Here is a 13,559-nt window from a genome sequence, read left to right on the forward strand (position 1 = left end):
ATACCGGAGAGTTTGTTGTGGACTTAAATATAAAATCTATGGCTGGTGCAGAAGCTGGTGTAGTAGGTGTTGCAGATAGTGTTTTTGCAACTGACTATAACGAGGCGCTAATTCACCAGGTTGTTGTTGCCTATATGGCAGGCGCTCGTCAAGGTACTAAAGCTCAAAAAACTAGATCAGAAGTGTCTGGTGGTGGAGCTAAGCCTTGGAGACAAAAAGGTACAGGTAGAGCAAGAGCGGGTACTATCCGTTCACCAATCTTTAGAAAGGGTGGTGTTACATTTGCTGCTAAGCCTAAAAGTTATAAGCAAAAAGTTAATCGTAAAATGTACTCAAGTGCTGTCAAGTCAATCTTATCAGAGCTAGTTAGATCTGAGAGAATGTCTATAGTTAAAGAATTAAAACTAGAAACTCCTAAAACAAAGGATTTCAAAAAAGTGGTAGATTCTTTAAATGTTAAAGATGTGCTTTTTGTTGTTGGTACAGAAGAATTTGGTGAGAACTTATACTTATCTTCTAGAAACCTTAAGAATGTGGCAGTATGTGATGCTGTTGAGATTAATCCAGTTTCTTTGATGTGCTTTGAAAATGTTGTTTTCACTGAGAAAGCTATAAAAGAAGTGGAGGAGAGACTAGTATGATATCTCAAGAAAAATTATTAAAAACTGTTATAAGACCTCATGTTTCTGATAAAACTTATGGTCTTTCAGATGCTAACTCAACAATTGTATTTGAAGTAGCTAGATTTGCTAATAAGCAAGATGTGAAAAATGCAGTTGAGCAGTTGTTTGAAGTTAAGGTTGAGTCAGTGAATATCCTTAATGTTAAGGGTAAGGCGCGTAGATTTGGTCGTGTTGAAGGCAGGACAAAAGCTTGGAAAAAGGCTTATGTGAAGCTTGCTGAAGGGCATGATATCAATTTTGTTGGTGCAGAGTAATTTAAAGAAGGTTTATAATCATGATTGAAATAAAAAAAGCTAAACCTACTTCACCTGGCCGTCGCCACGTAGTGAGCGTAAAGAATACAGAATTACATACAGGTAAGCCATTCAAAGGTTTGGTAGAAGTTAAAAAGAATAAAGCTGGTAGAAATAATACTGGTAGAATCACTGTTCGTCATCAAGGTGGCGGACATAAGCAACATTACCGTGTTGTAGATTTTAAAAGAAACAAGGATGATATTACTGCTAAGGTTGAGAGAATCGAGTACGATCCTAACCGTAGTGCAAATATTGCTTTAGTCCTTTATGCTGATGGTGAAAGAAGATACATCATCGCTCCTAAAGGTCTTAAGAAAGATATGTCTGTTGTTTCTGGTGAAAAAGTAGATGTTGCTGTTGGTAACTGTATGCCGCTTAGAAATATACCTCTAGGTACAGTTATTCACAATATCGAAATGAAGCCAAAGAAAGGTGCACAAATGATCAGAAGTGCTGGTACTTTCGCTCAGTTGGTTGGTAAGGATAATGCTTATGCAATTATTCGTCTAAGATCAGGTGAGATGAGAAGAGTGCTTTTAGATTGTAGAGCAGTTATTGGTGTGGTATCTAATTCTGAGCACAACTTAAAATCTTTAGGTAAGGCTGGTGCGAAGCGCTGGAGAGGTGTAAGACCTACTGTTAGAGGTGTTGCAATGAACCCAGTAGATCACCCACATGGTGGTGGTGAAGGCCGTACTTCAGGTGGTAGACATCCTGTGTCTCCATGGGGTATGCCTACTAAAGGCTATAAGACGCGTAAAAATAAGCGTTCTAATAAGTTGATTGTTCAAAAACGTAAGTAATTAGGGAGAAGGTTGTGCCTCGTTCATTAAAAAAAGGACCTTTTGTAGATCATCATCTTTTAAAGAAGGTTTTTGAAGCGCAAGAAAATAATTCTAAAAAGCCAATCAAAACATGGTCAAGAAGATCATTGATTGTGCCGGATATGATAGGTTTAACTATAGCTGTACATAACGGTCAGCAGCACGTGCCAGTTCTTATGACTGAAGAAATGGTTGGCCATAAATTAGGTGAGTTTGCGATTACTCGTAACTACCGTGGTCACGCAGCTGATAAAAAAGCTAAGAAGAAATAGTTGGGGTTAGATACATGGAAGTACAAGCTAAATTAAAATTCGCAAGAATCTCAGCTCAAAAATGTAGATTGGTTGCTGATCAAATCAGGGGTTTACCTGTAGAGCAAGCTATTAATCTTTTGACTTTTAGTAACAAAAAAGCAGCAGTGCTAATCAAGGATGTTTTAAATTCTGCGGTAGCTAATGCTGAGCATAATGATGGTATGGATGTTGATTCACTATTCGTTTCAACTGTATTCGTTGACGAAGGCCCTACTATGAAGCGTTTTGAAGCTAGAGCGAAAGGTCGTGGTAATCGTATTTTAAAGAGAACTTCACATATCACTGTGAAAGTTGCTGAGAAAAACTAAGAGGTGTAGTAAAAATGGGTCAAAAAGTACATCCTAATGGGATTCGTTTAGGTATCGTAAAAGAGCATAACTCAACTTGGTATGCTGACTCTTCTGACTACGCTACTAAGCTTAATGAAGATATTAAGGTTAGAGAGTTTTTGCATAAAAAACTTGCGTCAGCAGCAGTTAGTAAAATTCAAATCGAAAGACCTGCTCAAAATGCTAAGATTACAATTCATACAGCTAGACCTGGTATTGTGATTGGTAAAAAAGGTGAAGATGTTGAAAAGCTTCGTAATGAAGTTAATAAGTTGATGGGTATTCCTGTTCAAATAAACATTGAAGAAGTTCGTAAGCCTGAAATAGATGCTAAGCTAGTAGCTGACAGCGTTGCTCAACAATTAGAAAAAAGAGTAATGTTTAGAAGAGCTATGAAAAAAGCTATGCAAGGAGCTATGAAATCTGGAGCTAAAGGTATTAAGATCATGGTTAGTGGTCGTTTAGGTGGTGCAGAGATCGCTCGTTCTGAATGGGCTAGAGATGGTAGAGTGCCTCTACAAACTTTTAGAGCAGATGTTGATTACTCTACAGCTCAAGCTTTAACAACTTATGGTATTATCGGTGTTAAGGTTTGGATTTATAAGGGTGAAATTCTTCCTGGTCAAATGGATCAGAAGAACAATAATAAAAAAGGAGCTAGATAATGCTACAGCCTAAGCGTACAAAGTTTCGTAAACAGCAGAAGATGCGTAATAGAGGCTTGGCTCACAGAGGTAATAAAGTAAGCTTTGGTGAGTTTGGTCTTCAAGCAACATCTAGAGGTAGAATCACTGCTAGACAGATTGAGGCAGGAAGAAGAGCTATTACTCGTCACGTTAAGCGTGGTGGTAAAGTTTGGATTAGAATTTTCCCAGATAAGCCGATCACTCAGAAGCCTCTTGAAGTTCGTATGGGTAAAGGTAAAGGTTCGGTTGAATATTGGGTTGCTCAAATTCAGCCAGGACGTGTACTATATGAAATTACTGGTGTAAAAGAAGAATTAGCGCGTGAAGCTTTTGCAAGAGCAGCAGCTAAAATGCCAGTGCAGACAACTTTTGTTGAAAAGCAGGTGATGTAATGAAAAGAAAAGATACTTTAAAAGATTATAGAGGTAAAAGTATTGACCAACTGCAAGAAGCGAAAATTGAGTTATTGCAACAATTATTTTCTCTTCGTATGCAAAAAGGTACAGGGCAATTAAAAAAGAATCACTTATTTAAAAGTGCTAAAAGAGATATTGCTCGTATAAATACAATAATATCAGAAAAGAATAAATAGGTGCCTGGAAGATGAGCGATAAAATTAGATTGTTAGAAGGTAAAGTTTCTAGCGTTGCTATGGATAAAACTGTAGTAGTAAGAGCTGAAAGATACGTTAAGCACCCTTTATATGGTAAGTTCGTGAAAAAAACAACGAAGTATTATGTTCATGATGAAAATAATGAATGTAAAGCAGGTGATGTTATCAAGTTCAAAGAAACTAAGCCGTATTCAAAAACTAAGAAGTGGTGTTTAGTAGATATTATCCATAGAGAAAAATAATAAATTTGATTTTATTTTTGTTTATTGGTATATTTATCGGACTGCAAAATTGCACAGCAGTCTTATATAATAATAAATAAGGGTTATTTGTATGATTCAAATGCAAACAGAACTCCAAGTTGCTGACAACAGTGGCGCTAAGAGAGTTGAGTGTATAAAGGTTTTGGGTGGCTCTCATCGCAGATACGCATCTATTGGTGATGTAATTAAAGTAACTGTGAAAGAAGCTGCGCCAAGAGGTAAAGCTAAGAAAGGATCTGTATATAATGCTGTAGTTGTGAGAACAGCTAAAGGTGTGCGCAGAAGAGATGGTTCTAAGGTTCGTTTTGATGGCAATGCTGCCGTGCTTCTAAATGCTAACGGACAGCCAATGGGAACTCGTATCTTTGGCCCTGTTACAAGGGAACTTCGTACTGAGAAGTTTATGAAGATCGTATCTTTAGCACCAGAAGTATTATAGTTATTTATTGAGGTGTAAGTAATGAATAGATTAAAAAAAGGTGATGATGTAATAGTTATCGCTGGTAAAGATAAAGGTCGCAGAGGTGTAGTTAAGTCTTTCGCTAATGGTGGATCTTTAGTTTTAGTGGAAGGCATTAATGTTGTTAAAAAACATGTTAAGCCTAATCCAAATAGAGGTGTTGAAGGCGGAGTTGTTGAAAAAGAGCTTCCTGTAGATGCGTCTAACGTTGCTATCTTTAACCCAGCTACTGAAAAAGCTGATAGAGTGGGTTATAAGTTTGTTGATGAGAAAAAGGTTCGCTACTTCAAATCTAATGGCGAGCTTGTAGACTTATAGGACTAAGTTTTATGGCAAGATTAAAGGAACATTATCAAAAAGAGCTTGTTGCTAAATTAAAAGACGAGCTTAAATTAGATAATATTATGGAAGTACCTGCTATTGAGAAGATTACTCTTAATATGGGTGTTGGTGATGCTGCAAAAGATAAAAAGATTATGACTTTTGCATTAAATGATTTGACTGCAGTTGCTGGTCAAAAGCCAGTTGTTACTAAGTCTAAAAAATCTATCGCTGGTTTTAAAATCCGTGATGGTTGGCCTATAGGCGCTAAAGTTACGTTACGTGGCGAGCGTATGTATGAGTTTTTAGACAGATTGATAACAATTGCTATCCCTAGAATCAGAGATTTTAGGGGGTTAAGCGCTAAATCTTTTGATGGTAGAGGTAATTATAGCTTAGGAATGAGAGAACAAATTTCTTTCCCTGAGATTGATTATGATAAGATTGACTCTATCAGAGGTTTAGATATTTCGATAACTACTACAGCTAAGAATGATGACCAAGGAAGAGCTTTGCTTAAAGCGTTTGGTTTTCCTTTTAAGTCTTAATTATAGGTTGGGGTTTTAAATGGCAAAAAAAGCAATGGTTCAGAGAGAATTAAAAAGAGAAAAACTAGTAGCTAAATATGCTCAAAAAAGAGCTGAGCTTAAAGCTATTATTCTTGATGTGAATTCTACTGAAGAACAAAAATGGGAAGCTCAAATTAAACTGCAAAAGCTACCAGTAAACTCGTCTGCATCTCGTGTGCAAAGAAGATGTAAGGTTACAGGTAGACCACATGCTGTATACAGAAAGTTCGGTCTATGCCGTAATAAGCTTAGAGAGTATGCAATGGCAGGTGATGTTCCTGGTTTGAAAAAAGCTAGTTGGTAATAAGGAATTTTAAGTTATGAGTATGCAAGATCCAATCGCGGATATGTTTACAAGAATCAGAAATGGTCTTTCTGCTGAGAAAGAAGCTGTTTCTGTGCCATTTTCAAAAATGAAGATGGAAGTTGCGAACTTTTTAGTTAAAGAAGGTTATGTTAAAGGTTGTTCAAAAGGTACAACTGTAGCTGGTCATCCTTCTATAGAAATTGAGCTTAAGTATCACGCTGGTACTCCAGTGATCGAAATGATCAAAAGAGTTTCTAGACCAAGTTTGAGAATCTATAAGTCTCACGAAGAACTACCTAAAGTATACGGTGGTTTTGGTGTTGCTATTATCTCTACATCAAAAGGTTTAGTCAGCGATAGACAAGCAAGAGCTCTTGGTGTTGGTGGCGAAATAGTTGGCTACGTAGCTTAAGTTAGCAAGGAGATTGATATGTCAAGAATAGGTAAGAAACCTGTTGCTATCCCAAGCGGTGTTACAATTAGTGTTGCTGCTGGCAACGTGGTAGAAGTTAAAGGCGCTAAGGCTACTTTAAATAAAACTTTCTCTACTGATGTGACTTTTAATGTTGCTGATAGTGAAGCAACAGTTACACCAAATAACAATAGTAAAAATGCAATTGCTCAATCTGGAACGGCTAGAGCAATTTTAAATAATATGGTTGAAGGTGTTAGCAAAGGTTTTGAAAGAAAACTAAAAATTATTGGTGTTGGTTATCGTGCTAAAGCACAAGGTAGCGATTTAAACCTTACTTTAGGTTTCTCTCACCCTGTAGTATATAAATTACCACAAGGTATAACAGCAGAAACTCCAGCTCCTACTGAGATTGTTCTTAAAGGTGCTGATAAAGAGCTTTTAGGTAAAGTAGCTTCAGAAATTAGAGACTACAGAAAACCAGAACCTTATAAAGGTAAAGGTGTTCGTTATGAAGACGAATATGTAGCTAAGAAAGAAGCTAAGAAGAAGTAGTTATAAAGGATAGTATTATTATGGATAAAAAAACTGCTCGTTTAAATCGTAGTAAGCGTACTAGAATCAAGTTAAGAGAACTTGGTCATACTAGACTTTGTGTTTATAGAACACCTAGACATGTATATGCTCAAGTAATTTCTGGTGATGGTTCTACTGTGATAGCTGCTGCGTCTACTGTAGAGAAAGATGTTAAAGCGAAATGTAAATACACTGGTAATGTTGCATCTGCTGCAATCGTTGGTGAAATGATTGCTACTAGATGTAAAGAAAAAGGTATCGAGCAAGTTGCTTTTGATAGATCTGGATATAGATATCATGGACGTGTTAAAGCTTTAGCAGAAGCTGCTAGAGAGCATGGTCTACAGTTTTAATAAATAAAATATGGATGATTATTCATTATGTCTAATGAAGTAAAAAAGAACGAAGAGCTGATTGAAAAGTTAGTTAGTGTTAAAAGACACTCTAAGACAGTAAAAGGTGGTAGAATCATGAGCTTTGCCGCGCTAACTGTTGTAGGTGACGGTAAAGGCAAAATTGGAATAGGCAGAGGTAAATCAAGAGAAGTGCCTGTTGCTATCCAAAAAGCTATGGAAAACGCTAAAAAGAACATGGTATCAGTAAACTTAAATAACGATACGCTATGGTATGCTACTATGTCTAACCATGGTGCATCTAAAGTGTTTATGCAACCTGCATCTGCTGGTACAGGTATTATTGCTGGTGGTGCTATGCGTTCTGTTTTTGAAGCAGTTGGTGTACACAACGTTTTAGCAAAAACATATGGCTCAACTAATCCTGTTAACGTTGTAAGAGCAACAATCGCAGGTCTAGCAAAAATTAAATCACCAGAACAGATCGCTGATAAAAGAGGTCTTTCTGTTGAAGAGATTCAGGGGTAATTAAAAATGACTCAAGCTAAAACATTTAAAGTTACTTTAGTAAAAAGCCTGATTGGTCGTAAGCAAAACCATATAGCATCTGCTAGAGGTTTAGGTCTTAGAAAAATCAACCACACAGTTGAAGTATTAGATACTCCAGAAAATCGTGGTATGGCTAATAAAATATATTATATGGTTAAGATAGAGGGGTAGTATAAAATGAAATTAAATACAATTGCTCCTGCTGCTGGCTCTAAAAGCGCACCAAAAAGATTAGGTCGTGGTATTGGAAGTGGTTTAGGTAAAACTTCTGGTAAAGGTCACAAAGGTCAAAAGGCGCGTTCAGGTGGCTATCATAAAGTAGGTTTCGAAGGTGGTCAAATGCCTTTACAAAGAAGATTACCAAAGTTTGGTTTTACTTCTGCGTCTAAAAGGTTTGTTGCTGAGGTTAGACTACATGAGTTAAATCATGTTGGGGCTGATGAAGTTACAGTTGACACTTTAAAAGATCTAGGTCTTATTAGAAAAGATATCAAAACAGTTAAAGTAATAGCTTCTGGAGAAATCCAAAAAGCTGTTAGCCTTAAGGGTATAGCTTGCACTAAAGGTGCTAAAGAAGCTATTGAAAAAGCTGGTGGTAAGGTAGAATAAGATTAAAGATATGTCAAAGTTTAATAGTACTTCTGGAACAACAGGTGAATTAAGATCTAGGCTAATTTTTGTCGTTATTGCGATATTAGTATTCAGGTTGGGTGTTTATATTCCTATACCAAATATTGATCCAACAAAATTAGTAGAGATTATCTCAAATCAACACTCAAATAGTGGTGGTTTGATGAGTATGTTTAATATGTTCTCTGGTGGTGCTCTTACACAGATGAGTATCTTCGCATTGGGTGTTATGCCTTATATCTCTGCATCAATTATTTTTCAGATGCTTTCAGCTGTATATCCAAAATTTATAGAGCTGAAAAAAGAGGGTGAATCAGGACAGAAGAAAATCACTCAGTATACAAGATATTTGACTCTTGCTTTGTCTATAGTGCAATCATTTGGTATTGTTGCATTTGTATTACATCAAGATGGTTTAGTAACAACTAACAATATGCCGATATTTTATTTAACGACTATTGTTTCTGTTACTACAGGTAGTATGTTTTTGATGTGGTTAGGTGAGCAAATTACAGAAAGAGGTGTGGGAAATGGTATTTCACTACTAATCTTCTCTGGTATCGTTGCTAACTTACCATTTGAGATTTCAAACACACTATCTCAAGCAAACCAGCATGTAATATCATATTTATCTGTTTGGGTTCTGTTAATATTACTTTTGTTAGTTATTGCATTTGTGGTATTTATGGAAAGTGCTCAGAGAAAGATTACAGTAAATTATGCTAAGAGACAGCAAGGTAGAAAAATGTTTGCTGCTCAAACTAGTCATTTACCATTAAAACTTAACATGGCCGGTGTAATTCCAGCTATCTTTGCATCATCTATTTTAATGGTGCCAGGAGTTTTATTTGGTTGGCTATCTAACTACAACTCACTAAGTTGGTTAGCAGATGTTGCAGAAATGTTACAGCCAGGAAGCATAGTTTATACAGTAGTATTTGCTGCGACAATTATATTTTTCTGTTTCTTTTACACTTCATTAGTATTTAATCCAAAGGAAACTGCGGATAATTTGAAGAAGTCAGGTGCTTATATTTCTGGTGTAAGACCTGGTGAGCAAACAGCTAAATATATAGATGCAGTTATGACAAGATTAACTTTAGTTGGTTCATTGTATATTACAGCTATATGTTTGTTACCTATATTTGTAGTGAAATTCTTTGCACAAGGATTATCATTTACATTTGGTGGAACTTCATTATTGATTGTAGTTGTTGTGATGATGGATTTTATGGCTCAAGTTAGGTCGCATATGATGTCAACTCAATATGATTCTGTTATGAAAAAAGCAAATCTTAGTGGTAAGAGAAAATAGAGAAATATTTTTGGAGAAATATAATGAAAGTTAGAGCTTCAGTTAAAAAAATGTGTAGAAACTGTAAAGTTATTAAGCGCAATAGAGTAGTTCGCGTAATATGTACAGACCCTAGACATAAGCAAAGACAAGGTTAATAGGTCAAGCTAAATTAAATAAAGCTTGATTATTTGATTTTAAAAAGTTATCCTAGCAAGTTACAAATTGCGGCAGATAGCAAATTAATTAAGAATAATTATTAGGAGTGAATTAGATGGCTCGTATAGCTGGTGTTAATATTCCTGTTCATAAACATACAGTAATAGGATTAACTTCAATTTATGGCATAGGTAAAACAAGAGCACAAGAAATCTGTGAATCTTGTAAAGTAAGCCCAACTGTTAAAATCAAAGAATTGACTGATGAACAAGTCGAAGCTTTAAGAACAGAGGTTGCTAAATTTACGGTAGAAGGTGATTTACGTCGTGAAGTTTCTATGGACATAAAAAGACTTATGGATTTAGGTTGCTTCAGAGGCAGAAGACATCGTCGTAGCCTTCCTGTAAGAGGACAGAGAACGAAGACTAATGCTCGTACTCGTAAAGGTCCAAGAAAGCCAATCAAGGCATAAAATACAATTATAACTATAAGATTAAAGGGTAGATTATATGGCTAAGTCTGTTAGATCATCAAAGAAAAAAGTAAAAAGAGTAGTTACTGATGCAGTTGCTCATATTTACTCATCTTTTAATAACACTATAGTAACTATTACAGATAGACAAGGTAATGCTTTATCTTGGGCTACTTCTGGTGGTAGTGGCTTTAGAGGTTCAAGAAAGAGTACACCTTTTGCTGCTCAAGTTGCAGCTGAAAGAGCAGCTGATATGGCTCTAGAATATGGTGTAAAAAATGTAGATGTTTTAGTGAAAGGACCAGGTTCAGGTAGAGATTCTGCTGTTAGAGCCTTAAATGCTAAAAACTTAAAAGTTACAAGCATCACAGATGTGACTCCATTACCGCATAATGGTTGTCGTCCACCTAAAAAACGTCGTGTTTAATATATAAAGGGAATTTATAATAATGGCTAGATATCTAGGACCAAAATGTAAACTTTCTAGAAGAGAAGGTACAGATTTATTTTTAAAGAGTGGCGTAAAAGCTAACGACGAAAAATGTAAAATGAACACTGCACCAGGTCAACATGGAGCAAGAAGAGCGCGCCTTTCTGACTATGGTTTACAGTTAAGAGAAAAACAAAAAGTTCGTCGTATGTATGGTGTTTTAGAAGGTCAATTCAAAAAATACTATCTAGAAGCAAACAGAAGAAAAGGTAACACTGGTGCTACTCTTTTAGAAATTTTAGAAGCAAGATTAGATAATGTTGTTTATAGAATGGGCTTCGCTGCAACACGTGCAGAAGCAAGACAGCTTGTTGTTCATAAAGGTATTATGCTTAATGGACATACTTGTAATGTACCATCTGCTCAAGTTAAAGCAGGTGATATAGTTGCAGTAAGAGAGAAAGCTAAGAAGCAGTTAAGAATTCAAAATGCTGTTGAATTGGCTAAGCATAGAAAAGAACTTTCTTGGATCGATGTGAATACAGATTCTTTAGAAGGTACTATGAAGTCTTCTCCAGATAGATCTGAACTATCATCAGATATAAATGAACAATTAATCATCGAGCTTTACTCTAAGTAATATTTTATTTCTTAGTAACTCGTTATAATAGCCTTATTTCAAGGAGATTTTTTTAGTGAGTAATAATAATTCAAATCAGGAATTTATACCTAATATACAACTTAAAGAAGAGTTGGGTGCTTTTGGTTACAAAGTGCAACTTTCTCCAGTAGAAAAAGGTATGGCTCATATCCTTGGTAACTCTATTAGAAGGTTTCTACTATCTTCTCTTCGCGGTGCGTCTATTATTAAAGTAAATATAAAAGATGTGCTACATGAGTATTCTGCTTTAGAAGATGTAAAAGAAGATGTTGTTGAGATTGTTTCTAATTTAAAGAAAGTGGCTGTAAAGCTTGATAAAGAAGCTGGTGATCTTGAATTAGGGTTATCTGTGAATAAGTCAGGTGTTGTTACGGCTGGTGACTTTCAAACAACACAAGGTGTTGAGATTATAAATAAAGACCAACCTATAGCTACTCTTACCAATAAAAGAGAGTTTAGTCTGGTTGCAACAGTGACTGTTAGTAGAAATGTAGGAATACTTTCTGCTATGCCTACAGAGCTAGAAAAAGTTGGTGATATAGCTGTAGATGCAGATTTTAATCCAGTTAAAAGAGTTGCTTTTGAAGTTATTGATAATGGTGATAGTGATATACTAGAAGTTTTCTTAAAAACTAATGGTACTATAGAGCCACTAGTTGCTGTTACAAAAGCTTTAGAGTATTTTTGTGAGCAAGTATCAGTATTTGTATCTCTTAAAGTTCCTACAAATGGTAAAACTGGAGATGCGTTATTAGATTCTAATATTGATCCTGTTTTACTTAAGCCAATTGATGATTTAGAGCTTACTGTTAGATCATCCAATTGTTTAAGAGCAGAAAATATTAAGTATCTTGGTGATCTAGTTCAGTACTCTGAATCACAACTAATGAAGATACCTAATTTAGGTAAAAAATCTCTTAACGAGATTAAGCAAATACTAATAGATAACAGCTTATCTCTAGGTGTTCATATTGAGAACTTTAGAGAACTAGTTGAAGGAAAATAATATAATATAGTAATCATATAATATTAACTATAAAGGAGTAATTACTATGAGACATCGTATGAAAGGTAGAAAATTTGGTAGAACTAGTAGTCATAGAAAAGCTATGTTTAAGAACATGTCTGCTTCTTTGATTAACCATGAAGTTATCAAAACTACTCTACCAAAAGCTAAAGAGTTAAGAACAATTGTTGAGCCTCTAATTACTTTAGCAAAAAGAGAGCACAAGCTAAGAAATGAATTAGATACTAATTCTAATGAGTTTAAAGCTCAATCAGTAGCATTAAGAAGACAAGCTTTTGATTTCTTAAGAAATAAAGCTGCTGTAACTAAGCTTTTTGAAGAGTTCGGTGCTCGTTATGCAGAAAGAGCTGGTGGTTATACTAGAGTTCTTAAGTGTGGCTTTAGATTCGGTGATAAAGCGCCTATGGCTTTCATTGAATTAGTTGACAGACCTCAAGTTGAAGAAGCTGCTGACGAAGAATAATCTTTCTTTTATCTTTAAATCTTAATTTTTCTAATAATACATCTAAAATTTTGCTCTCATATTATAAAATATATTGATAGAATTGTTCTAGAAATATCATTTTTTTCAAAAAATTATGGCGCAAAAGCTTTATCAATGTGTAATTATTATACTTGTTATTATTAATTCTATTACCTTAATAGCACAAGTTGATTATGGTGATATAGATTATCTTAACTATATTAATATTATTTTTTCAGCAATTTTTTCTATTGAGTATATTGTTCGATTACTTATGTCTCCTAGAAAACTAGTGTTTATTTTTAAGTTTTATAATGTTATTGATTTTATAGCTATCTTTTTGCCGTTGATACTTGCTCTCTTTGGTGTAAATTCTCACGAGTTAATTGTGCTTAGGTTATTACGTGTATTTAAGATATTTCAAAATACGGCAATCATGAATAGATTAATAAATGTATTTAAAAAAATCTATCTTGAGTTGCTAGTTTCATATTGTTTAATCTTTGTAATATTAATAATATCATGTGTAATGATGTTTTATGCAGAGCATGATGCACAGCCAAAAGTATTCTCAACTATATCAAATACATTATGGTGGGGTGTAACTACTTTAACAACTGTTGGATATGGGGATATGTATCCTGTAACGCTAGCTGGTAGACTTATTGCAGCAATTCTTTCGATGCTTGGTATAGGTGTTTTTGCGATACCTAGTGGCTTAATAGGAGGAGCTTTTATTGATGAAATACGTCAGGAAAGAGAGCAGGCTGCACAAATTACTAGAGAGACTTCCAATATTTAAACTATTGTCTTGTAAAGTATTTTTCATTTTTATTAATCATATATTGTGATAGTATGGCTGCAAAGT

The 13,559-nt window shown here is 35.0% G+C and carries 27 protein-coding genes; all 27 read left to right on the forward strand.

All coding sequences use genetic code 11. The features are described 5' to 3' along the window. Positions 1–17 precede the first annotated feature (17 nt). Positions 18–641, forward strand: a complete 624-nt coding sequence (gene rplD / locus QI37_RS07450; RefSeq protein WP_040010075.1) for a 50S ribosomal protein L4 — start codon at positions 18–20, stop codon at positions 639–641. Beyond that, positions 638–937, forward strand: a complete 300-nt coding sequence (rplW, locus tag QI37_RS07455) for a 50S ribosomal protein L23 (RefSeq protein WP_040010077.1) — start codon at positions 638–640, stop codon at positions 935–937. The genes rplD and rplW overlap by 4 nt, the downstream gene beginning before the upstream one ends. Positions 938–957: 20 nt before the next feature. Next, a complete protein-coding gene (gene rplB / locus QI37_RS07460) occupies positions 958–1,782 on the forward strand; it encodes a 50S ribosomal protein L2 (protein WP_040010078.1) in 825 nt (274 codons plus the stop codon). Between the two features lie 14 nt (positions 1,783–1,796). After that, the gene (rpsS, locus tag QI37_RS07465; RefSeq protein WP_040010080.1) at positions 1,797–2,075 is read left to right on the forward strand and encodes a 30S ribosomal protein S19; all 279 of its coding nucleotides are present in this window, start codon (positions 1,797–1,799) and stop codon (positions 2,073–2,075) included. A 14-nt stretch (positions 2,076–2,089) separates the two neighbouring features. Continuing rightward, positions 2,090–2,425: a 50S ribosomal protein L22 gene (rplV, locus tag QI37_RS07470; protein WP_040010081.1), complete on the forward strand. Its 336-nt coding sequence runs from the start codon at positions 2,090–2,092 to the stop codon at positions 2,423–2,425. 14 nt (positions 2,426–2,439) lie between these two features. Next, positions 2,440–3,111 (forward strand): 30S ribosomal protein S3, encoded by a 672-nt coding sequence (gene rpsC / locus QI37_RS07475; protein ID WP_040010082.1) that lies wholly within the window; start codon positions 2,440–2,442, stop codon positions 3,109–3,111. Then, a complete protein-coding gene (gene rplP / locus QI37_RS07480; RefSeq protein ID WP_040010083.1) occupies positions 3,111–3,524 on the forward strand; it encodes a 50S ribosomal protein L16 in 414 nt (137 codons plus the stop codon). The genes rpsC and rplP overlap by 1 nt, the downstream gene beginning before the upstream one ends. Further along, positions 3,524–3,724: a 50S ribosomal protein L29 gene (rpmC, locus tag QI37_RS07485; protein WP_003017801.1), complete on the forward strand. Its 201-nt coding sequence runs from the start codon at positions 3,524–3,526 to the stop codon at positions 3,722–3,724. The genes rplP and rpmC overlap by 1 nt, the downstream gene beginning before the upstream one ends. An 11-nt stretch (positions 3,725–3,735) precedes the next feature. Continuing rightward, on the forward strand, positions 3,736–3,987 hold the full coding sequence (gene rpsQ / locus QI37_RS07490; RefSeq protein WP_040010094.1) for a 30S ribosomal protein S17: 252 nt from the start codon (positions 3,736–3,738) through the stop codon (positions 3,985–3,987). Between the two features lie 91 nt (positions 3,988–4,078). Then, positions 4,079–4,447, forward strand: coding sequence for a 50S ribosomal protein L14 (gene rplN, locus QI37_RS07495; RefSeq protein WP_040010096.1), 369 nt, complete (start codon positions 4,079–4,081; stop codon positions 4,445–4,447). 21 nt (positions 4,448–4,468) lie between these two features. Further along, positions 4,469–4,786: a 50S ribosomal protein L24 gene (gene rplX, locus QI37_RS07500; protein WP_040010098.1), complete on the forward strand. Its 318-nt coding sequence runs from the start codon at positions 4,469–4,471 to the stop codon at positions 4,784–4,786. Positions 4,787–4,797: 11 nt separating this feature from the next. Continuing rightward, on the forward strand, positions 4,798–5,337 hold the full coding sequence (gene rplE / locus QI37_RS07505; protein ID WP_040010101.1) for a 50S ribosomal protein L5: 540 nt from the start codon (positions 4,798–4,800) through the stop codon (positions 5,335–5,337). A gap of 19 nt (positions 5,338–5,356) precedes the next feature. Beyond that, entirely contained in the window at positions 5,357–5,662 is a 306-nt protein-coding gene (gene rpsN / locus QI37_RS07510) for a 30S ribosomal protein S14 (RefSeq protein ID WP_040010103.1), read from the forward strand. Positions 5,663–5,678: 16 nt separating this feature from the next. Continuing rightward, positions 5,679–6,077 carry a 30S ribosomal protein S8 gene (gene rpsH / locus QI37_RS07515; RefSeq protein ID WP_040010104.1) on the forward strand — a complete coding sequence of 133 codons (399 nt, stop codon included), beginning with the start codon at positions 5,679–5,681 and terminating at the stop codon, positions 6,075–6,077. A gap of 18 nt (positions 6,078–6,095) precedes the next feature. Beyond that, complete coding sequence (rplF, locus tag QI37_RS07520) at positions 6,096–6,632, forward strand: 50S ribosomal protein L6 (RefSeq protein WP_040010107.1); 537 nt, start codon at positions 6,096–6,098, stop codon at positions 6,630–6,632. A 20-nt stretch (positions 6,633–6,652) separates the two neighbouring features. Next, a complete protein-coding gene (gene rplR, locus QI37_RS07525) occupies positions 6,653–7,006 on the forward strand; it encodes a 50S ribosomal protein L18 (protein ID WP_040010109.1) in 354 nt (117 codons plus the stop codon). Between the two features lie 27 nt (positions 7,007–7,033). Then, a complete protein-coding gene (rpsE, locus tag QI37_RS07530; RefSeq protein ID WP_040010111.1) occupies positions 7,034–7,534 on the forward strand; it encodes a 30S ribosomal protein S5 in 501 nt (166 codons plus the stop codon). A 6-nt stretch (positions 7,535–7,540) separates the two neighbouring features. Further along, positions 7,541–7,726: a 50S ribosomal protein L30 gene (gene rpmD, locus QI37_RS07535; RefSeq protein ID WP_040010112.1), complete on the forward strand. Its 186-nt coding sequence runs from the start codon at positions 7,541–7,543 to the stop codon at positions 7,724–7,726. Positions 7,727–7,732: 6 nt separating this feature from the next. Continuing rightward, on the forward strand, positions 7,733–8,164 hold the full coding sequence (gene rplO, locus QI37_RS07540) for a 50S ribosomal protein L15 (protein ID WP_040010113.1): 432 nt from the start codon (positions 7,733–7,735) through the stop codon (positions 8,162–8,164). 10 nt (positions 8,165–8,174) lie between these two features. Further along, positions 8,175–9,500: a preprotein translocase subunit SecY gene (secY, locus tag QI37_RS07545; RefSeq protein ID WP_040010114.1), complete on the forward strand. Its 1,326-nt coding sequence runs from the start codon at positions 8,175–8,177 to the stop codon at positions 9,498–9,500. A gap of 23 nt (positions 9,501–9,523) precedes the next feature. Further along, positions 9,524–9,637 (forward strand): 50S ribosomal protein L36, encoded by a 114-nt coding sequence (gene rpmJ, locus QI37_RS07550; protein ID WP_003017816.1) that lies wholly within the window; start codon positions 9,524–9,526, stop codon positions 9,635–9,637. 116 nt (positions 9,638–9,753) lie between these two features. Further along, positions 9,754–10,110 carry a 30S ribosomal protein S13 gene (gene rpsM, locus QI37_RS07555; RefSeq protein ID WP_040010122.1) on the forward strand — a complete coding sequence of 119 codons (357 nt, stop codon included), beginning with the start codon at positions 9,754–9,756 and terminating at the stop codon, positions 10,108–10,110. A gap of 37 nt (positions 10,111–10,147) precedes the next feature. Beyond that, positions 10,148–10,537 carry a 30S ribosomal protein S11 gene (gene rpsK / locus QI37_RS07560; protein ID WP_003021583.1) on the forward strand — a complete coding sequence of 130 codons (390 nt, stop codon included), beginning with the start codon at positions 10,148–10,150 and terminating at the stop codon, positions 10,535–10,537. 22 nt (positions 10,538–10,559) lie between these two features. Next, positions 10,560–11,180 (forward strand): 30S ribosomal protein S4, encoded by a 621-nt coding sequence (rpsD, locus tag QI37_RS07565; protein WP_040010127.1) that lies wholly within the window; start codon positions 10,560–10,562, stop codon positions 11,178–11,180. Between the two features lie 55 nt (positions 11,181–11,235). Further along, positions 11,236–12,207 (forward strand): DNA-directed RNA polymerase subunit alpha, encoded by a 972-nt coding sequence (locus QI37_RS07570; protein WP_040010128.1) that lies wholly within the window; start codon positions 11,236–11,238, stop codon positions 12,205–12,207. A gap of 46 nt (positions 12,208–12,253) precedes the next feature. Next, entirely contained in the window at positions 12,254–12,691 is a 438-nt protein-coding gene (gene rplQ / locus QI37_RS07575; protein WP_040010129.1) for a 50S ribosomal protein L17, read from the forward strand. Between the two features lie 115 nt (positions 12,692–12,806). Continuing rightward, complete coding sequence (locus QI37_RS07580) at positions 12,807–13,493, forward strand: ion transporter (protein WP_040010131.1); 687 nt, start codon at positions 12,807–12,809, stop codon at positions 13,491–13,493. Positions 13,494–13,559: the final 66 nt, after the last annotated feature.

This window comes from Candidatus Francisella endociliophora, assembly GCF_000764555.1.
Lineage (GTDB): Bacteria > Pseudomonadota > Gammaproteobacteria > Francisellales > Francisellaceae > Francisella > Francisella endociliophora.